General features: G+C 62.0%; 24 protein-coding genes. 19 read left to right on the forward strand and 5 right to left on the reverse strand.

What is annotated here, in order from left to right; translation table 11 throughout:
- Positions 1–12 precede the first annotated feature (12 nt).
- The 11 genes from rpsE to rplQ all read left to right on the forward strand — a co-directional run bounded on the left by rpsE (position 13) and on the right by rplQ (position 5,837).
- Complete coding sequence (gene rpsE / locus LZ012_RS04070; RefSeq protein WP_275707783.1) at positions 13–540, forward strand: 30S ribosomal protein S5; 528 nt, start codon at positions 13–15, stop codon at positions 538–540.
- Positions 541–543: 3 nt separating this feature from the next.
- On the forward strand, positions 544–726 hold the full coding sequence (rpmD, locus tag LZ012_RS04075) for a 50S ribosomal protein L30 (protein WP_203468451.1): 183 nt from the start codon (positions 544–546) through the stop codon (positions 724–726).
- Between the two features lie 3 nt (positions 727–729).
- On the forward strand, positions 730–1,164 hold the full coding sequence (rplO, locus tag LZ012_RS04080; protein WP_275707785.1) for a 50S ribosomal protein L15: 435 nt from the start codon (positions 730–732) through the stop codon (positions 1,162–1,164).
- A gap of 20 nt (positions 1,165–1,184) precedes the next feature.
- On the forward strand, positions 1,185–2,507 hold the full coding sequence (gene secY / locus LZ012_RS04085; RefSeq protein ID WP_275707787.1) for a preprotein translocase subunit SecY: 1,323 nt from the start codon (positions 1,185–1,187) through the stop codon (positions 2,505–2,507).
- A gap of 9 nt (positions 2,508–2,516) precedes the next feature.
- Complete coding sequence (gene infA, locus LZ012_RS04090) at positions 2,517–2,735, forward strand: translation initiation factor IF-1 (protein ID WP_027456657.1); 219 nt, start codon at positions 2,517–2,519, stop codon at positions 2,733–2,735.
- Between the two features lie 76 nt (positions 2,736–2,811).
- Positions 2,812–2,925, forward strand: coding sequence for a 50S ribosomal protein L36 (gene rpmJ, locus LZ012_RS04095; RefSeq protein ID WP_011286109.1), 114 nt, complete (start codon positions 2,812–2,814; stop codon positions 2,923–2,925).
- A gap of 49 nt (positions 2,926–2,974) precedes the next feature.
- Complete coding sequence (rpsM, locus tag LZ012_RS04100; protein ID WP_275707789.1) at positions 2,975–3,337, forward strand: 30S ribosomal protein S13; 363 nt, start codon at positions 2,975–2,977, stop codon at positions 3,335–3,337.
- Positions 3,338–3,349: 12 nt separating this feature from the next.
- A complete protein-coding gene (gene rpsK / locus LZ012_RS04105; protein WP_150429728.1) occupies positions 3,350–3,739 on the forward strand; it encodes a 30S ribosomal protein S11 in 390 nt (129 codons plus the stop codon).
- A 12-nt stretch (positions 3,740–3,751) separates the two neighbouring features.
- Positions 3,752–4,381, forward strand: coding sequence for a 30S ribosomal protein S4 (rpsD, locus tag LZ012_RS04110; RefSeq protein ID WP_275707791.1), 630 nt, complete (start codon positions 3,752–3,754; stop codon positions 4,379–4,381).
- A gap of 23 nt (positions 4,382–4,404) precedes the next feature.
- A complete protein-coding gene (locus tag LZ012_RS04115; RefSeq protein WP_275707793.1) occupies positions 4,405–5,379 on the forward strand; it encodes a DNA-directed RNA polymerase subunit alpha in 975 nt (324 codons plus the stop codon).
- A gap of 56 nt (positions 5,380–5,435) precedes the next feature.
- Complete coding sequence (gene rplQ / locus LZ012_RS04120; RefSeq protein ID WP_275707796.1) at positions 5,436–5,837, forward strand: 50S ribosomal protein L17; 402 nt, start codon at positions 5,436–5,438, stop codon at positions 5,835–5,837.
- Between the two features lie 80 nt (positions 5,838–5,917).
- Here rplQ and LZ012_RS04125 read toward each other — a convergent pair whose 3' ends face one another.
- Positions 5,918–7,447, reverse strand: coding sequence for a SpoIIE family protein phosphatase (locus LZ012_RS04125; protein ID WP_275707797.1), 1,530 nt, complete (start codon positions 7,445–7,447; stop codon positions 5,918–5,920).
- 158 nt (positions 7,448–7,605) lie between these two features.
- Positions 7,606–9,420: an ABCB family ABC transporter ATP-binding protein/permease gene (locus LZ012_RS04130; RefSeq protein ID WP_275707800.1), complete on the reverse strand. Its 1,815-nt coding sequence runs from the start codon at positions 9,418–9,420 to the stop codon at positions 7,606–7,608.
- A 94-nt stretch (positions 9,421–9,514) separates the two neighbouring features.
- On the opposite strand from LZ012_RS04130, the gene LZ012_RS04135 reads away from it, so the two are divergent.
- Genes LZ012_RS04135 through LZ012_RS04150 form a run of 4 tightly spaced genes read left to right on the forward strand, consistent with a single transcriptional unit; the run spans position 9,515 to position 12,531 of the window.
- Positions 9,515–9,913 carry an acyl-CoA thioesterase gene (locus tag LZ012_RS04135; RefSeq protein ID WP_275707802.1) on the forward strand — a complete coding sequence of 133 codons (399 nt, stop codon included), beginning with the start codon at positions 9,515–9,517 and terminating at the stop codon, positions 9,911–9,913.
- A gap of 60 nt (positions 9,914–9,973) precedes the next feature.
- On the forward strand, positions 9,974–11,158 hold the full coding sequence (locus LZ012_RS04140) for an OmpP1/FadL family transporter (RefSeq protein WP_275707804.1): 1,185 nt from the start codon (positions 9,974–9,976) through the stop codon (positions 11,156–11,158).
- Between the two features lie 45 nt (positions 11,159–11,203).
- A complete protein-coding gene (locus LZ012_RS04145; RefSeq protein ID WP_275707806.1) occupies positions 11,204–11,713 on the forward strand; it encodes a DUF2802 domain-containing protein in 510 nt (169 codons plus the stop codon).
- A gap of 8 nt (positions 11,714–11,721) precedes the next feature.
- The gene (locus LZ012_RS04150; RefSeq protein WP_275707808.1) at positions 11,722–12,531 is read left to right on the forward strand and encodes an SPOR domain-containing protein; all 810 of its coding nucleotides are present in this window, start codon (positions 11,722–11,724) and stop codon (positions 12,529–12,531) included.
- Positions 12,532–12,589: 58 nt separating this feature from the next.
- Here the strand turns inward: LZ012_RS04150 and LZ012_RS04155 are convergent, their stop codons facing one another.
- Together LZ012_RS04155 and LZ012_RS04160 are read right to left on the reverse strand one after the other, a co-directional pair.
- Positions 12,590–12,931, reverse strand: coding sequence for a hypothetical protein (locus LZ012_RS04155; protein WP_275707810.1), 342 nt, complete (start codon positions 12,929–12,931; stop codon positions 12,590–12,592).
- Positions 12,932–13,020: 89 nt separating this feature from the next.
- Positions 13,021–13,365, reverse strand: coding sequence for a tetratricopeptide repeat protein (locus LZ012_RS04160; protein WP_275707812.1), 345 nt, complete (start codon positions 13,363–13,365; stop codon positions 13,021–13,023).
- A gap of 40 nt (positions 13,366–13,405) precedes the next feature.
- Between LZ012_RS04160 and LZ012_RS04165 the strand changes: the two genes are divergently transcribed.
- Positions 13,406–13,786: a RidA family protein gene (locus LZ012_RS04165; protein WP_275707814.1), complete on the forward strand. Its 381-nt coding sequence runs from the start codon at positions 13,406–13,408 to the stop codon at positions 13,784–13,786.
- Positions 13,787–13,795: 9 nt separating this feature from the next.
- The gene (recG, locus tag LZ012_RS04170) at positions 13,796–15,835 is read left to right on the forward strand and encodes an ATP-dependent DNA helicase RecG (RefSeq protein ID WP_275707817.1); all 2,040 of its coding nucleotides are present in this window, start codon (positions 13,796–13,798) and stop codon (positions 15,833–15,835) included.
- Positions 15,836–15,871: 36 nt separating this feature from the next.
- On the opposite strand, the gene LZ012_RS04175 is transcribed toward recG, so the two are convergent.
- On the reverse strand, positions 15,872–16,735 hold the full coding sequence (locus LZ012_RS04175; protein ID WP_275707819.1) for a LysR substrate-binding domain-containing protein: 864 nt from the start codon (positions 16,733–16,735) through the stop codon (positions 15,872–15,874).
- 101 nt (positions 16,736–16,836) lie between these two features.
- Between LZ012_RS04175 and LZ012_RS04180 the strand changes: the two genes are divergently transcribed.
- The gene (locus tag LZ012_RS04180) at positions 16,837–18,039 is read left to right on the forward strand and encodes a YbfB/YjiJ family MFS transporter (protein ID WP_275707821.1); all 1,203 of its coding nucleotides are present in this window, start codon (positions 16,837–16,839) and stop codon (positions 18,037–18,039) included.
- 13 nt (positions 18,040–18,052) lie between these two features.
- Entirely contained in the window at positions 18,053–19,036 is a 984-nt protein-coding gene (acuI, locus tag LZ012_RS04185; RefSeq protein ID WP_275707823.1) for an acrylyl-CoA reductase (NADPH), read from the forward strand.
- Positions 19,037–19,040 lie beyond the last annotated feature (4 nt).

Genomic DNA, 19,040 nt, shown 5'->3' on the forward strand with positions numbered 1-19,040 from the left:
CGAGGTTAAGAAATGGCTAAACCTGAAAGAAACAAGAAGCCGCAGCAGGCTGAAGAGCGCGACGACGGTATGCGCGAGAAGATGGTTGCGGTTAACCGCGTCACCAAGGTGGTGAAGGGCGGCCGTATCCTCGGTTTTGCTGCGCTGACCGTGGTTGGCGATGGTGACGGCGCGATCGGCATGGGCAAGGGCAAGTCCCGCGAAGTGCCGGTGGCTGTGCAGAAGGCAATGGAAGAGGCTCGTCGCAAGATGGCCAAGGTCAGCCTGCGCAACGGTACCGTGCATCACACCGTGATGGGCCGTCATGGTGCTACCACCGTGATGATCCAGCCGGCACCGGAAGGTACGGGCATCATCGCCGGCGGCGCCATGCGTGCCGTCTTCGAAGTTGTCGGCGTGACCAACGTTGTGGCCAAGGCTCACGGCTCCACCAATCCTTACAACATCGTGCGTGCTACCATCGACGGTCTGTCGAAGGTCAACACGCCGGCAGAAATCGCTGCCAAGCGCGGTCTGTCTGTTGATCAGATCATGGGGTAAGTCATGGCTGACAAGAAAATCACAGTGAAGCTCGTCAAGAGCATCATCGGCACCAAGCAGGATCACCGCGCCACCGTGCGTGGCCTGGGCCTGCGTAAGCTGAACAGTTCCGCTGTACTGGAAGACACGCCGGCAGTTCGCGGCATGATCCAGAAGGTTCAGTATCTCGTTAAGGTTGAGGGTTAAGCCATGCGTCTGAACACCATCAAACCGGGCGAAGGTTCCAAGAAGGCCGCCAAGCGCGTCGGCCGCGGTATCGGTTCCGGCCTGGGCAAGACCTGCGGTCGCGGCCACAAGGGTCAGAAGTCCCGTTCCGGCGGCTTCCACAAGGTTGGCTTCGAGGGCGGTCAAATGCCCTTGCAGCGTCGCCTGCCGAAGCGCGGTTTCAACTCGCTGACCCGCGCCCGTAACTACGAAGTTCGCCTGACCGACCTGGATCGTCTGCCGGTCGACGAAATCGACCTGCTTGCTCTGCAGGCAGCCGGTATCGTTCCGGGCGACGCCCTGTCGGCCAAGGTCATCCTGTCCGGTGCCATCAGCCGCAAGGTTGTCCTGAAGGGCGTTGGCGCCACCAAGGGCGCCAAGGCTGCGATCGAAGCCGCTGGCGGCTCCATCGCCGAGTAACGAAGGGAAAGGTTAGAACGTTGGCAGCAAATCCCAATACCGTAGGCAAGGGTGGCAAGTTCGGCGATCTCAAGCGTCGACTTTGGTTCCTGCTGGGCGCGCTCGTGGTTTACCGCATCGGCGCTCATATCCCGGTTCCGGGTATTGACCCCAACGCGCTGGCCGATCTCTTCAATTCGCAAAAAGGCGGCATCCTGGGCATGTTCAACATGTTCTCGGGTGGCGCCTTGTCGCGATTCACCATTTTCGCATTGGGGATCATGCCGTACATTTCGGCGTCGATCATCATGCAACTGATGAGTGTGGCCAGTCCGCAGCTCGAAGCCCTCAAAAAAGAGGGTGAAGCCGGCCGTCGCAAAATCACTCAATACACCCGTTACGGTACTGTCATCCTCGCCCTTTTCCAGGGGCTCGGTATTGCCGTTGCGCTAGAAGCGCAGGCCGGTCTGGTCAATGACCCCGGGTTCATGTTCCGTCTGACGACCGTTTCCACGCTGCTGACCGGCACCATGTTCCTGATGTGGCTTGGTGAGCAAATCACCGAGCGCGGTCTGGGTAACGGTATTTCGATCATCATCTTCGCAGGTATCGCGGCCGGTCTGCCCAATGCAATCGGCGGCCTGTTGGAACTGGTGCGTACCGGTGCCATGCATCCGCTGACTGCACTGATCATTTGCGTCCTGGTTGTCGTCGTTACCGGCTTCGTCGTGTTCGTCGAGCGCGGCCAGCGAAAAATCCTGGTTAACTATGCCAAGCGCCAGGTTGGCAACAAGATTTATGGTGGCCAGAGCTCGCATCTGCCGCTGAAGCTGAACATGTCGGGCGTTATCCCCCCGATTTTCGCTTCGTCGATCATCCTGTTCCCGGCGACGGTCGCCAACTGGTTCGGTTCGAGCGAGTCCATGCACTGGCTGAAGGATGTGGCCGGTACCTTGTCGCCGGGTCAGCCGATCTACGTCATGCTGTACGCCGCGGCCATCGTGTTCTTCTGCTTCTTCTATACCGCGCTGGTTTTCAATTCCAAGGAAACCGCCGACAACCTGAAGAAGAGCGGCGCCTTCGTGCCGGGTATTCGTCCGGGCGAGCAAACTGCTCGCTACATCGACAAAATTTTGATGCGCCTGACCCTGATCGGTGCCGCCTACATCACTGTCGTGTGCCTGCTGCCCGAATTCCTGATTTTGAAGTGGAACGTGCCGTTCTACTTCGGTGGTACCTCTTTGTTGATTATCGTGGTCGTAACCATGGACTTCATGTCTCAGGTGCAGGCTTACGTGATGTCGCACCAATATGAAAGTCTCTTGAAGAAAGCAAACTTCAAGGGTTCGCCGATGATCAAGTAATAGTTACTCATGGCAAAAGAAGATTACATCGAGATGCAGGGCGAGGTTGTCGAAAACCTCCCCAATGCAACCTTCAAGGTCAAGTTGGAAAATGGACACATCGTCCATGGCTTTATCTCCGGCAAGATGCGCATGCACTACATCCGCATCCTCCCTGGCGACAAGGTGACCGTTCAACTGACGCCATACGATTTGTCCAAGGCCCGGATCGTTTTCCGGGCCAAGTGAAAAAGTTCTCTACGCAATAAACCGCAGGGCAAGGAATCACGGCTGCTTCCAAGCTCTCGCAGACGAGGAGTAAAACATGAAAGTTCAACCTTCAGTGAAGCGCATTTGCCGCAACTGTAAAGTTATCCGCCGCAAGGGTGTCGTGCGCATCATTTGCAAGGATCCGCGTCACAAGCAGCGCCAGGGCTAAGCCCTGTCGAGTCGGCATTCGTTAATTTTCGAAATATTGGAGCGATAGAATGGCCCGTATTGCAGGGGTAAACATTCCGAACCATCAGCATGCTGAAATCGCGCTGACCGCGATTTACGGCATCGGCCGCACCCGCGCACAGAAAATCTGTGATGCAGCCGGCATTGGTCGTAACACCAAAATGAAGGACCTGTCCGATTCGGACATGGACCGTCTGCGTGATGAAGTGGGCAAGTTCACCGTCGAAGGTGACCTGCGCCGCGAAGTCACCATGAACATCAAGCGCCTGATGGACCTCGGTTGCTACCGCGGCCTGCGCCATCGCAAGGGCCTGCCTTGCCGTGGTCAGCGCACCCGTACCAATGCTCGTACCCGCAAGGGCCCGCGCAAGGCCATCGCTGGCAAGAAGTAATAGGGACTGAACATGGCAAAGACTGCACCTAAAGTTCGCAAAAAGGTCAAGAAGAACGTAGCCGAGGGCATCGCCCACATTCACGCTTCGTTCAACAACACCATCATCACCATTACCGATCGCATGGGCAACGCGCTGTCCTGGGCGACTTCCGGTGGCGCCGGTTTCCGCGGCTCCCGCAAGTCCACCCCGTTCGCTGCGCAGGTTGCTGCCGAAGCGGCCGGCAAGGCTGCCCAAGAATGCGGTATCAAGAACCTCGAAGTCCGCATCAAGGGCCCGGGTCCTGGCCGTGAATCTTCTGTCCGCGCATTGAATGCGCTGGGTATCAAGATTTCCGCGATTTCCGACGTGACGCCGGTGCCGCACAACGGCTGCCGTCCGCCCAAGAAGCGCCGCATCTAAGGAGAAAGACAAGTGGCTCGTAATCTCGATCCGAAATGCCGTCAGTGCCGCCGCGAAGGCGAAAAGCTGTTCCTGAAGGGCGAAAAGTGCTTTACCGACAAGTGTGCCATTGAGCGTCGTTCCTACGCTCCGGGCCAACACGGTCAAAAATCCGGCGCCCGTCTGTCTGACTACGGCGTCCACCTGCGCGCCAAGCAGAAGATCCGTCGCGTCTACGGCGTGCTGGAAGGCCAATTCCGCAAGACCTTCGCCGAAGCTGACCGCCGCAAGGGCCAGACCGGTGAAAACCTGCTGCAACTGCTGGAAGCCCGCCTGGATTCCGTCGCCTACCGCATGGGTTTTGGTGCTTCCCGCACCGAGTCCCGTCAGGTCGTCCGTCACAACGGCGTTCTGGTTAACGGCAAGCGCGTCAACATCCCGTCGTTCTTGGTCAAGCCGGGTGATGTGGTCCAGCTGACTGATCGCGCTCGTGCTTCCCTGCGCTGCAAGGCCGCTCTTGAGGCCGCCGAATCCCGCGGTTTCCCGGAGTGGATTTCGGTTGACGTCAAGGAAGGCAAGGGCACGTTCAAGGCCATGCCGCAACGTTCCGAACTGCCGGCGACCCTGAACGAAGGTCTCGTCATCGAACTTTACTCGAAGTAAGCACTGAGCAGAGGATCTAGCCCATGCAAAGCAGTGGACTTCTGAAACCCCGCATCATCGACGTGCAGAGCGTTTCGCCCGTGCAGGCCAAGGTGGTCATGGAGCCGTTCGAACGCGGCTATGGCCATACCCTTGGCAATGCGCTGCGTCGCATTCTGCTGTCGTCCATGGTTGGTTATGCGCCGACCGAAGTCGGCATCGACGGCGTGCTCCACGAGTACTCCACCGTTGATGGCGTGCAGGAAGATGTCGTCGATATCCTTCTGAACCTGAAGGGCATCGTCTTCAAGTTGCACAACCGCGACGTCGTCAACCTCAAGCTGGTCAAGGAAGGTGAAGGCGCCGTTCGTGCTGGTGACATCGAGTTGCCGCACGACGTCGAAATCATCAATCCGGAACACGTGATCGCTCACCTCTCCCCGGGCGGCAAGCTCGCCATGGAGATCAAGGTCGAGAAGGGTCGCGGCTATGTGCCGGGTAACGTGCGCAATCTTGGCGACGCCAAGACCATCGGCAAGCTCGTTCTGGACGCTTCGTTCAGCCCGATCCGCCGCGTGGCCTACGCCGTCGAAAGCGCCCGTGTCGAACAGCGTACCGACCTCGACAAGCTGATCGTCGATATCGAAACCAACGGCGTCGTCGAGCCGGAAGAAGCCATCCGTTACGCTGCCCGCGTGCTGATGGAACAGCTCTCCGTGTTCGCCGATCTTGAAGGCACGGCCCCGGTGGCCGAGGCTTCCAAGCCCGCCCAAGTCGATCCGGTTCTCCTGCGCCCGGTCGATGATCTCGAACTGACGGTTCGTTCCGCGAACTGCCTGAAGGCCGAGAACATCTACTACATCGGCGATCTGATCCAGCGTACCGAGAATGAACTTCTCAAGACCCCGAATCTGGGTCGCAAGTCGTTGAACGAGATCAAGGAAGTGTTGGCCGCACGCGGTCTGACGCTGGGCATGAAACTGGAAAATTGGCCGCCCGCCGGTCTGGAAAAGGCGTAAGCCTTTTCCGATCAGGGCAGTCAAGGGACGCCTGCAGAACATAGAAAGGATTAACCATGCGTCACCGCAATGGACTTCGCAAACTGAATCGCACCAGCAGCCATCGCCTGGCGATGCTGCGCAACATGACCGTTTCCCTGCTCCGCCACGAGGCCATCAAGACCACGTTGCCGAAGGCCAAGGAACTGCGTCGTGTCGTCGAACCGATGATCACCCTCGGCAAGAACCCGACCCTCGCCAACAAGCGTCTGGCATTCGACCGCCTGCGCGACCGTGAGATCGTGGTCAAGCTGTTCGCCGAAATCGGCCCGCGCTACGCCACCCGTCCGGGCGGCTACCTGCGCATCCTGAAGTGCGGCTTCCGCGTCGGCGACAATGCCCCTATGGCATTCGTCGAACTGCTGGACCGCCCGGAACCGACCGAGGCCGTCGAGGTCGAGGAATCGGCTGGCGAATAAGTCAGTTTGCTTAAAAAAACAAAGGCCGGATTTTCCGGCCTTTGTTTTTTTGTGGGTTCCGTTTTGTAGAGTTCGGCCGCCTAAGGGCAGTCGATCAGCATCAGGGAAATATCGTCGCTGGCCGGATTTCCGTCCTGATACGCTTGCAAGGCCTGTTCAATCTTTTCGAAGCGATCCGCCGACGAGGTGTTGGCAGCCGCCCGGATCAGTCCTTGCATGCCGAATTGCTCGTCGGCGGCATTGGTCGCTTCAAGCAGACCATCCGAACACAGCACGAGCTGGCTTTTCGGTTCCCAGGTGAAAGCCATGGGCGCGCCGCCCAGTTCGCTGCTTGTCACGATGCCGAGTGGCAGGTTGGCCGAGGGGAAGGTCTGGGCAACTTGGCCCGTACCGTCGAGCAGGAAGGCTTCCGGGGTGCCGCCGACCCAGATTTCCCCGCGGCGTGAGCTTTCGTCGAGGCAGACCAGGGTCACGGCCACGAAGCGGCCGACCGGCATCGATTCCTGCAACTGCTGATTGAGTTCCAGAACGATGTCCTGAACCGACCGACTGAGCTTCGTCATCCGGTAGAACAGTGCGAGGACGGGAAGGACGCTGATGGCGGCGGCCAAGCCGTGCCCGGTGGCATCGGCGAGCAGGGCATAGAACAGGCCGTCGGCCGAGCGGGCAGCGGCGACGATATCGCCGCTGAAGTGGGTGGCCGGGATGACCTTGTAGCGCAGGCAGCGATCGTTCAAGCCGCTGCGGTGCAGCTGTTTTTCCATCAGGCGCAGGGCGAGTTGCTGTTCGGCCTGGGTCTGGTCGTAGTAATCCTGGAGTTGGTGGGCGTTTTCGGCCAGTTTCCGCTCGGTCTGCTTACGTTCCGTGATGTCGCGGATGACGCTGATCAGCATGCGGTGATTGTCGAGCGTGAACTGGCTGGTAGTGATGGTGGCGGGAAAGCGATGACCGTCCCGGTGCTGGGCCAGGATTTCGCACTCCCTGGCTACGATGGGCGACGATCCGCCTTCGGAAGCCAGCGGCAGGCGGCCCGGACTGCCCAGCATCGTCTCTTCCGGCATCAACATGGCGAGGTTTTGCCCGATCAGTTCCTGTTGCAGCCATCCGAAAATGCGTTCGGTCGATTGGTTGATCGACACGATGGCACCCGTTTCATCGGTCGTGACGATGGCATCGAGGACGTTATCGGATATGGCCTGGACCCGCCGCAGGGAGTCGATGGAGGCCTGCTGCATGGACAGCGACCGCTGCATGGAGCGCAGCTTGGCTTCGAGCACGACAAAGTTGATCGGTTTGGTCAGGTAGTCGTCGGCGCCGGCATCCAGCCCCTCGACCAGATTTTCGTCGCGGTTGAGCGCTGACAGGAAAATGACCGGCGTCCACCGGTCGCGTGTCATCGCCTTGATGCGGCGGGCAGCTTCGAAACCGTCCATGACGGGCATCATGATGTCGAGCAGCACGAGGTCCGGCAGTTCGGCCTCAAACTTGCGCACTGCCTCCTCACCATTTTCGGCCAGAACGACAACGTGCCCGAGTTTCTTCAGGAATACCTGCAGGATATGAAGGTTGGTCCGATTGTCATCGACTGCCAGTACCTTCATTTTGGTCATCAGGGTATTCATGGATGTTTAACGCGGCTGTCTGGTCGTCCTGCATGGTGAAGGTTCGGGACGAGAAACGACCGCACTGGCCCCGAGCCATGGCAAGCAATCCTACCATGGAGCCGGCGTCGCATCATTGACCGCTGACCGGACCGAAAATCGCCGGCTCAGGTGCTCGGCACGCTCAGGTCTTCTTCCTGCTGCTGCAGCATCCACATGGTCGCGTAGTGGCCGCCCGCCGCCAGCAACTCAGGATGTGTGCCGCGCTCGATGATGTGGCCGTCACTCATGACGAGAATTTCGTCGGCGTTCATCACGGTCGATAGCCGGTGAGCGATGACCAGTGTCGTGTGCCCGACGGCAACCTGTTCCAGCTGACTCTGAATGGCCCTTTCGGTTGCCGAGTCGAGCGCCGAGGTCGCTTCGTCGAAAATCAGGATGGGCGGGTTCTTGAGCAGGGCGCGAGCGATGGCTACCCGCTGTTTTTCGCCGCCGGATAGCTTGAGGCCGCGTTCCCCGACCTTGGTCTCGTATTTCAGCGGCAGCGATTCGATGAACTCGTGCAGCTGGGCGGCGCGGGCGGCGGCCACCACTTCCTCGCGGCTGGCGTCGGGCCGGCCGTAGTTGATGTTGTAGAAGATGGTGTCGTTGAACAGCACGGTATCCTGCGGCACGATGCCGATGGCGGCGCGCAGGCTGCTTTGGCGCAGGCTGCGCAGATCGTGGCCATTGATGCGGATAGCGCCGCCGGTAACGTCGTAGAAGCGGTAGAGCAGGCGGGCGAGGGTCGATTTGCCGGCCCCGGAATGGCCGACGACGGCGACCGTCTTGCCGGGTGGAATGGCGAAGCTCAGGTTCTTCAGGATCTGCCGGTTCGCCTCGTAGGCGAAATGGACGGCGTCGAAATTGATCTGCAAGGGCCCCGCCGGCAGGTCGCGCGCGTCGGCGGCGTCGGCGATTTCCTGGTTTTCCTTGAGCAGGTTGAACATGCGCTCGATATCGGTCAGCGCCTGGCGGATTTCGCGGTAAACGATGCCGAGGAAATTGAGCGGAATGTAGAGCTGGATCAGGAAGGCGTTGACCAGGACGAGGTCGCCGATGGTCATTTGCCCGTCGACCACGCCGCTGGCGGCGCGCCACATCATGGCGGTGACGCCCAGCGCGATGATCGCGGCCTGGCCGAGGTTCAGGTAGGCCAGCGTCGTCTGGCTGCGGGTGGCCGCTTCTTCCCATTTGAAAAGTTGCTGGTCGTAGCGGCGGGCTTCCCAGGCCTCGTTGTTGAAGTATTTGACCGTCTCGTAGTTGAGCAGGCTGTCGACGGCGCGGCTGTTGGCGGCGGAGTCGTTTTCATTGACGGCGCGGCGGATATCGATGCGCCAGTTGCTGACCTTGATGGTGAATACCACGTAGGCGACCAGCGACAGCAGCGTGATGACGACGTAGCCGACGTCGTATTTGACGAACAGAATGGCGAGAACGAGGGCGATCTCGACCAGGGTCGGCAGGATGGAGTACAGCGTGTAGGAAATCAGGCTGGAAATCGATCGGCTGCCCCGCTCGATGTCGCGGGACACGCCGCCGGTCTGCCGCTCGAGGTGGAAGCGCAGCGACAACGCATGCAGATGCCGGAAGACCTCGAGCGAAACCTGGCGCACGGCGCGCTGGGTGACGCGGGCGAACAGGATTTCGCGCAACTCGGTGAATAGCGAAGTCGAAAAGCGCAGGAAGCCGTAGAGGACGAGGAGCAGGATGGGCAGGGCCAGCAATTGCTGCTCCCCGCCCAGCCCGTCGATCATCTCCTTGAAGATCATCGGCACGCCGACGTTGGCGAGCTTGGCGCCGATCAGACAACCGAGCGCGGCGAGGACGCGCAAGCGATAGCGCCACAGATAGGGGAACAGCGTGCGGATGGTCAGCCAGGCGTGGGTCTGGCTGAGGGCCTTGCCGGCGGGCGGTTTGGGGAGGGTGGTGGTACGGCGCATGGGGTGTGGAGAAGATTTGTTATTGGTCAGGTGAGTATATGAAAACCCACTGCTTTCCGGGAAAATCGCAGAACATTTAACTTAGGGGTGATTCATGGCTACAGCTTCCCTTACGCTCCCGGCCAAGCATTGCACGCTGCGCGTTGTGCCGATGCCGGCCGATCTTAATCAGAACGGCGATGTGTTCGGCGGCTGGGTCATGGCCCAGGTCGACGTCGCTGGCGCCATTCCCGCCATGCGCCGGGCGAAAGGGCGGGTAGCTACCGTTTCGGTCAATTCCTTCGCCTTCAAGCAGCCGGTGTCGGTCGGCGATATCGTCAGTTTTTATGCTGATATCGTGCGCGTCGGCACCACGTCGATCACGGTGCGTGTCGAGGTCTATGCCGAGCGCAATTACGCGGCGCCGATCATCGTCAAGGTTACCGAAGCCGAACTGACCTATGTGGCAATCGATGGCGACGGTATGAAACGTAACGTGCCACCCGAAAACTGAGCAGAAATGGTCTAAAATCCGACGGTTAATCAATTTCCTGCCCGCTAGCGAGCAACACCCATGAACAAACTGACCTTGCGTACCGTGCCGGCCCTGATGCTGGCCGCCTTTTCCAGCGTTGCTTCGGCGGCTGCTTTCCAGCTGTGGGAACAAAATGCCAGCGGCCTCGGCAATGCTTACGCCGGGTCGGCGGCCGTGGCGGATAACGCCAGCACGGTCTTCTTCAATCCGGCCGGGATGTCGGAATTGGCGGGCTACCAGGTTTCGCTCGGCGTGGTCGGGGTCGGGCCGAGCTACGAGTTCCAAGATGGCGGCTCGTCCGGCGTCACGATGGGCAGCGGCAACGGTGGCGACGCAGGTGGCTGGCATGCGGTGCCCAATCTGTACCTGTCCGGTCGCCTGACCGACAAGCTGTCGCTCGGTTTCGGCGTTTCGTCGCCCTTCGGTCTGGCGACCGAATACGATAGTGGCTGGATCGGCAAGGCGCAGACCATCAAGTCTGAAATCCGCACCGTCAATTACAACCCGTCGCTGGCCTACCGGATCAACGACAAGATTTCGCTCGGTTTCGGGGTCAATTATCAGAAAATCGATGCCGAACTGACCAATTCGCTGTCAGCCCTGAAGGGTGACGATTCGGCCTGGGGCTGGAACGTCGGGGCGCTGTTTAAGCTGTCGCCTGCCATGCGGGTCGGCGTTTCCTATCGATCCTCGATCAAATACACGCTGGAAGGCACCCTGAACGGCTCGGTTCCGGTCAAGGCCGATGTCGAATTGCCAGATACCGCCATCCTGTCGGTGTGGCAGCAGGTTTCCGACCGCTGGGAAGCGATGGGCGATATCTCTTACACGCGGTGGAGCACGCTGAATTCCCTCAATGTGTTGAGCCGGTCGAGCGGGGCAACGCTCGGCACCGAGCGCTTCAATTACGACAATTCCTGGCGTGTCGCCTGGGGTGCGGCCTACAAGGCCAGCGATGCGGCCAAGATCAAGTTCGGTATTGCCTATGACCGGACGCCGGTCAATGACACCGACCGTTCGGCGCGCGTGCCTGATAACAGCCGCCTGTGGCTGTCGCTGGGCGGCCAGTGGAACGCCGGTCGTTACGGCAAGATCGATGCCGGTTATAGCTACCTGTACGTCAAGGACAGCGATATCAACATGAACAAGAACGCGACGCTGTTGCGCGGCAGCTATGACGCCAGCGCCCATATCGTCGGCGTTCAGTATTCGGTCGGCTTCTAAGCTGCCGGGAAAGCACGCCGGGTGACGACACTGGAGCTAGGGGGAATGACGATAGGGCTGCGCGAGGTGCTGATGGTGCTGATCGTGCTGGTCGCCGCCTACATTCTCTTCGTGCTGCTCCGGATGTTCCATCTGCGCAAGCCGGCGTCTTCGGAGCCGGCCGCCCGCAAGGAAGAGGGACTTGGCGCGCCCGCCGACACGGAAAAACTGCCGCCGTCGTTGCCGGCCGATGCCGAGGAATCCGTATCTTTGGCCGACTGGGAAAAGGCTCCGGCAGCCTTGGGCGACGATGTATTGCGCAGCGGCCTGGAGCAGGAAGTGGCCCAGTTGCGCGATGAGGTGGATGCCATGCGTGGCGAGCTGGCTGCCTTGCGCGACGACATGCAGACGGAACTGGCCCATTTGCGTGCCAGCCAGAGCGTTTCGCCAATCTATGGCGACGCCATGCAAATGGCGATTTCCGGTTACGATGCGGCGGCCATTGCCGAGCGCTGTGGCATTGCGCGGGCCGAGGCCGATCTGGTGGTGGCACTGGCCAAGAGCCAGGAACGTTGAGGTAGGACATGGCGGAACAACCGGCAGGACCCGATAACGACAACCCCTCCGGCGAACTGCGCGGCCAGCTGGTCAAGCGCCTCGCCGTCGCCGGTGTCCTGGTCGCCATCCTGCTCGGCGTGCTGGCCTTCTTCGACTATCTGGCCAATCCGCCCGACGAGGCTGATCAGGCCGTATTTACGCAGCCGGTGCCGGTGGCGCCGAAGAAGGAAGTATCGCAGCCGGTCAAGCCCACCGAGAACCTGCCCGAGCCGCCGACCCCCGAACCGAGCGCCGCACCGGCCGAAGCGCCGCCGCCGCCGAAGGTCGAGGCGCAGCCGGCTCCAGCAGCCGAAGCCAAGCCGGAAACGCGCCCCGCTGCACCCGCTCCGGCGGCCAAACCGGCGCCAGCGCATCCTCAGGCTGCGGCAACTCCGGCTCCGAGCGCTGTAACGAAGGCGCCGGCAACTGCCGTACCGGAGATCACGACCGCACCTTCCAATTTGCCGCCGCCGCGTGCTGCGGCTCCTGTCGAGCCGGCGCCGTCCAAACCGGCTGGCCGTCTCTCCCCTGAACCCAGGCCGGCGGCACCGGTCCAGCCGCCGAGCAGCGTAGCCCGCCTGTTCTCGGGTTTCATCCTGCAGGCCGGGGTCTTTTCCAGCGCCCAGCGGGCGGAAGAACTCCATGCCAAGCTGACCTTGAGCGGCGTGCCGTCCACGCTGGAAACCCGTGTCCAGGTCGGCCCCTTCCGCACTAAGCAGGAAGCCGAGGCGGCGCAGGCCAAACTGCGGGAACTGGGCGTCGAGACCATACTCGTGCCGCCCAAGGGCAAGAACTAAATCCCAAGTTCTTCGCTCATGGCAAGTTGAGCGAATCGGGGGTTAGGCAAGAACCCGCTCAGGGCATCCCGGGCAATCGCGGCAGGCCGAGGCTGCGCCGGACATCGCGGTGCAGTTGCAAGGGCGGCGGCAGCGGCACGCCGTGGCTGCGTCTGTCCTCGTAGCGGCGATCGTCGTAGTAGCGCCGGTCACCGCCATATCCATCGTAGCGTCGATATCCGGACTGGTAATAGATGCTGGTCGACGGATAGCCATAGCCATACACCGGGTAGGTCTCGACGTAGGCCGGCGGCGGGCGCTGATAACCGACCGGATAGGCCGGAACCACCGTGCACGCGCCCAAGCTGGCAAGCAGCGAGAGGGCGAGGACGATGCGAAGAGCGAACTGTTTGCGGTTCATGATGGAACAATTCCGTGCTGGCATAAGCAATTAACGCGACGCCCCCGTTCCCGGACTACGTCAGGACGCGGTCAGGTTGTAACAAATCGTTAGGGGGATGCGTTGTCGCATGCCTGTTGTGCCTTGCGGATTCTGTTGGCGAAGACGGTCATTTCCTTGGCGGCCTGGATGTCGCCCTTGGTTTCGGCCACCGCGATTCCCTGTTCGTAAGCGGCCAGGGCGCGGGCGCTGTCGCCGGCTTCGGCCCAGGCCTTGCCGAGCGCCTTCCAGGCTGCGGAATAGGCGGGGTCGCGGTCCACTGCGGCCTGGAAATGTTCGGCCGCCTTGTCGGCCGCGCCGGCCTTCAGGTATTCGTTGCCGAGCGAGAAGCGGAGCAGGGCGCCGTCGCGTGGGCCGCCGAGCATTTTTTCCAAAGATTCGATGCGTGGGTTCATCTAGAATGTTCGTTTCGATTGTTCAGACAGGAAGTTTCCCATGGCCAAGACCATCATCGCCACCCCGAACGCCCCGGCCGCCATCGGCACCTATTCGCAAGCCGTGCGCGTCGACGACACCGTGTACCTGTCGGGGCAGATCGGCCTCGATCCGGCCTCCATGCAGATGGTAGACGGCATCGACGCGCAAATCGTTCGCGTCTTCGACAATCTCAAGGCGGTGGCCGAGGCCGCCGGCGGCTCGCTGGCCGACGTGGTCAAGCTCAATGTGTTCCTGACCGATCTGGCCAATTTCGCCAAGGTCAACGAAACGATGGCTAAATATTTCAGCGAGCCGTTCCCGGCCCGCGCCGCCGTCGGCGTCAAGGAATTGCCGCGCGGTGCCCTGGTCGAGGCCGATGCCGTGATGTTCATCGGCTAATCGCCCGGGATGACGACGAGCGGGGCGTCGGCTCCGATTCGCGCTTCCGATGCGCTGCTCAAGAAGCTCGCCAAGATCGGCCTCCACAGCGAGGCCGATTTGCTGGTCCATCTGCCGCTGCGCTACGAGGACGAGACGCAGATCACGCCGGTGGCCCGCAGCTTTGCCGGTGAGCCGGTGCAGGTGGAGGTCGTTGTCCATGGCAACGAAATCCAGTTCCGGCCGCGCCGCCAGATGATCGTGCGGGCGGCTGACGACAGCGGCGAAATCACGCTGCGTTTCTTCAGCTTTTATCCGAACCAGCAGGCCATGCTCAGCGAAGGCTCGCGCATCCGGGCTTTCGGCGAAGTACGCGGCGGTTTTTTCGGCGCCGAGATGGTGCATCCGCGCTTTCGCAAGATCGGCGATGACGAGCCGCTGCCCAGCGAATTGACGCCGGTCTATCCGACTACGGCCGGGCTGGCCAACTCGGCGCTGCAAAAGTTGATCGGCAAGGCGCTGGCGGCGGGCGACCTGTCCGAAACACTTCCCGACGACCTGCGCCACCGCCTGAAACTGCCGGGGCTGGCGCGCAGCCTGCATTTCCTGCATCGGCCGCCGCCCGGCACCGATCTCGACACCCTGCATGCGCGCAATCATCCGGCCTGGCGGCGGGTCAAGTTCGACGAGGTGCTGGCTCAGCAGCTGTCGCTGCGCCGGGCCTATCTGGCGCGCCGTGAGCAGGGGGCGCCAGTTTTGCGTGCGCGTGACGATCTCGGGGCGCGCCTGCTCGACAGCCTGCCTTTCGGCCTGACCGGCGCCCAGGCGCGGGCAATGGCCGAAATCGGGGCCGACCTGGCCCAGGCTTACCCGATGCAACGCCTGTTGCAAGGCGACGTCGGCGCCGGCAAGACCATCGTCGCTGCGCTGGCAGCGTGCCAGGCCATTTCGGCCGGCTGGCAGGCCGCTTTCATGGCGCCGACCGAAATCCTTGCCGAGCAGCATTACCTCAAGCTGAAAGACTGGCTGGAACCGCTCGGCGTGCATGTGGCCTGGCTGTCGGGCAGCCTGAAGACCAAGGCCAAGCGCGAGCAGCTGGCGGCGATGGCGGCCGAGGCGCAACTGGTGATCGGCACCCATGCGCTGATCCAGGACGGTGTCGATTTCGCCAAGTTGGGGCTGGCCATCGTCGACGAGCAGCACCGCTTCGGCGTGGCGCAGCGGCTGGCCTTGCGCAAGAAGGGCAGCAATCCGCACCAGCTGATGATGTCGGCGACCCCGATTCCGCGCACGCTGGCCATGAGCTATTACGCCGACCTCGACGTCACGGTACTCGATGAACTGCCGCCCGGCCGGACGCCGATCAAGACGCGGCTGGTTGCCGACAACCGGCGCGAGGACGTGGTCGGCTTCGTCAAGAAGCACGTCGAGGAAGGCCGACAGGCCTACTGGGTGTGCCCGCTGATCGAGGAATCAGAAGCCTTGCAACTGCAGACGGCGCAGGACACTTACGAGCAGTTGTCCGCCGATTTGCCGGCGCTGCGCATCGGCCTGGTCCATGGCCGCCTGAAGGCCGACGAGAAACAGGCAGTAATGGCTGCCTTTGCCGCCGGTGAGATCGATGTGCTGGTGGCGACGACGGTGATCGAGGTCGGCGTCGATGTGCCCAATGCCAGCCTGATGGTCATCGAGCATGCCGAGCGTTTCGGGCTGTCGCAACTGCACCAGCTGCGCGGGCGGGTCGGCCGCGGCCAGTACGAATCGAGCTGCGTGCTGATCTACGCCGGGCCGCTCGGCGAAATCGCCCGCCAGCGGCTGAAGATCATTTTCGAGAACACCGACGGCTTCGAGATCGCCCGCCAGGATTTGCAACTGCGCGGTCCGGGCGAGTTTGTCGGCGCCCGGCAGAGCGGCGTGCCGCTATTGCGCTACGCCGACCTGGAAATGGATGCCGATCTGATCGACATGGCGCGCGAGGTGGCCGAGGAGATGCTGACCGCGCATCCGGATCTGGCCGAAAAACATCTACAGCGCTGGCTAGGTTCACGGGAAGAGCTGCTCAAGTCCTGAATGGATTCCCTCCAGCTTGGGGATGGCAAGACGGGGTCAAGCGGCTTTTGCGCGAACTGTCGAGGCCAGGATGCCGTCGCACAGCGTCTTTAGCGCCGGCATCGCCGGTCCTTCGCGCAGCGCGATCATGCCGGTCGGGATTCGGGCGATATCCGGCGGCACACTTTCGATGACCAGGTCGGCGGCATGTGCTGATTGCTCGACCACCCGGCGTGGCATCACGGTCCAGCCGAGGCCGACGGCGATGCAGCCGAGGATGCCCTCCAGCGTGCCGAATTCCATGGCGTCGGCGACGGCGTGGCCCAGCCTGCGCTGCCAGGCGATGGCGCGGGTGCGGTAGGCGCAGCCTTCGCGGAACAGAATCAGCGGTAGCCGTACCGGGTCAGTTCCGGTGGCGTGGATCTGCACCAGTTCCTCGACCACCAGTTCCTCGAAGCGCAGGTCGGGGTGGACCACCGGGCCGGCGACGAAGGCGCAGTCGAGCTTGTGGTCGAGCACTTTCTCGGTCAGCGTGCTGGTCGTGTCCGTGCTGACGCGCACTTCCAGGCGCGGGTGGCTGGCCCGCACCGCCTTCAGTGCGCTGGGCAGATGCAGGGCGGCGAAGGTCTCCATCGAGCCGATGCGCAGCTCGCCGACGCTTTCACCCACCTGGCGGACGGCGCTCGCGGTCTGCCGCTCGAGCATCAGCATGCGGCGGGCGTAATCGAGCAGCACACGGCCCGAAGGGGCAAGTTCCAGTCCGCGCCCCTTGCGGAAAAACAGTTCGGCGCCGAGTTCTTCTTCCAGTTTGCGGATGCGACTGGTGACGTTGGATTGGACGGTGTTCAGCTTGCGCGATGCGGCGAGGATGCCGCCTTCTTCGACGACGGCCTGAAAGGTGCGGAGAGCGATAAGTTCCATTTGTATCTGCCAAAGAGAATGGTTTGTTCAAAACAAATCATTTGTGCAGATAATTTAGCGCGGATATCGTGGACGCTCAAGTACAAAAAAGGAGATACCCCATGACCTCACAGAGAGAACGCCTCCAGGTATTGGGCGCCGGGATTTTCAGCCTGCTGCTGACCTTCGGTGTCGCCCGTTTCGCCTACACGCCCCTGTTACCGATCATGCAGCAACAGGCCGGGCTGGGGCTGGCCGAAGCTGGCTGGCTGGCAGCCCTGAACTACGCCGGCTACCTGAGCGGAGCGCTGGTCGCCTCGCTGATCAGCGACCTGGTCTTGAAGGACCGCCTCTATCGCATAGGCCTCGTGGTCGCCATCGTCAGCACCCTGATGATGGGGCTGACCAATGACCCGTGGCTGTGGACGCTGTCCCGCTTCATCGCCGGCCTGAGTAGTGCCGCCGGCATGTTGCTCGGCACCGGCCTGATACTGAACTGGCTGATCCGCCACAATCACCGGCCGGAGCTGGGCATCCACTTCACCGGCATCGGACTCGGCATTGCCGGCTGTTCGATTGCCGTGTGGCTGATGGCCGGCAGCCTGGACTGGCGCGAGCAATGGTTCGCCTTCACGGCCATTGGCTGTCTGCTGATTGTGCCGGCGCTGGCCTGGTTGCCGGCACCGGATACCAGCCCGGTGACCAAAAGCGGTGCGCCGATGCACGACAACCCGCCCAGTCCGCTCTTCCTGCGCCTGTTCATGGCCGCCTATTTCTGTGCCGGCTTCGGTTATGTGATCAGTGCCACCTTCATCGTCGCCATCGTCAATGGTTTGCCCGGTTTGGCCGGGCAGGGGGCGCTGGCCTTCCTGGCTATCGGGCTGGCAGCGGCACCGGCCGCCTTCAACTGGGATCTGATCGCCCGTTACACCGGCGACCTCAACGCGCTGATCCTCGCCGCGGCGCTGCAGATCGTCGGCATCGTGCTGCCGGTTGCCTGGGGCGGGTTGCTGCCGACCTTGTTCGGTGCGCTGCTCTTCGGCGGAACCTTCATCGGCATGGTCAGTCTGGTATTGACCATGGCGGGGCGCTACTACCCGACGCGGCCGGCCAAGATGATGGGCAAGATGACGCTCTCCTACGGCGTGGCGCAGATCATCGGGCCGGCGGTGGTAGGGTGGTTGGCGACGCGTCTGGGCAACTATTCGATCGGCCTCTATCTGGCTGGCGGCGTGATGGTGGTCGGGGTCGTCCTGCTGGTTATACTGAAGTTCGTTGAGAAACGGGATGCCGAGGCGATGCCGGCAGCCTGCCCGCAAAACTGACACGGAGAGAACGATGTTCAAGGGAATTCTGATCGAGAAGGACGACGCCGGCTATCGTGCGGCAGTAAAGGAAATCGACGACAGCCAGTTGCCGGAAGGCGATGTCACGGTGCGCGTCGATTACTCGTCGCTGAACTACAAGGACGGCCTGGCGATCACCGGCAAGGGGCCGGTGGTGCGCAAGTTCCCGATGGTGCCCGGAATCGACATCGCCGGCACGGTCGAGGCCAGCGACAACGCCGAATACAAGGTCGGCGACCGCGTCGTGCTCAACGGCTGGGGCGTCGGTGAAACGCACTGGGGCGGCCTGGCACAGAGGGCGCGCCTCAAGGGCGACTGGCTGGTGCCGCTGCCGGCCGCCTTCTCGGCCAAGCAGGCAGTATCCATCGGCACCGCCGGCTACACCGCCATGTTGTGCGTGCTGGCGCTGGAGAAGCAGGGCGTCAAGCCGGGCGACGGCGAGATCGTCGTCACCGGGGCGGCCGGCGGCGTCGGCAGCGTGGCCATCGCTGTGCTCAACAAGCTCGGCTACACGGTCGTTGCAGTCAGCGGCCGGCCGGAGGAAACGGATTACCTGAAGCAACTCGGCGCCGCCGAAGTGCTCGATCGCAGCCTATTCTCGGCACCCGGCAAGCCGCTCGGCAAGGAGCGCTGGGCGGGGGCGGTCGATGTTGTCGGCAGCCACACGCTGGCTAATATCTGTGCAACGACCCGCTATCGCGGCGTGGTCACGGCCTGCGGTCTAGCAGGCGGTATGGATTTGCCGGCCAGTGTGGCGCCCTTCATCCTGCGCGGCGTGACGCTGGTCGGCATCGACAGCGTGATGTGCCCGCGTCCGGATCGCCTGGTCGCCTGGCAGCGGCTGGCCCGCGATCTCGATATCGCCAAACTGGACCTGATCACCCACGAGGTATCGCTGGCCGAAGCCATACCGACAGCGGCGCAGCTGATGGATGGCAAGGTGCGTGGCCGTGTTGTCGTCGATGTGAATCGTTAAGCGG

It is taken from the genome of Dechloromonas hankyongensis (genome assembly GCF_022012295.1).
Lineage (GTDB): Bacteria > Pseudomonadota > Gammaproteobacteria > Burkholderiales > Rhodocyclaceae > Azonexus > Azonexus hankyongensis.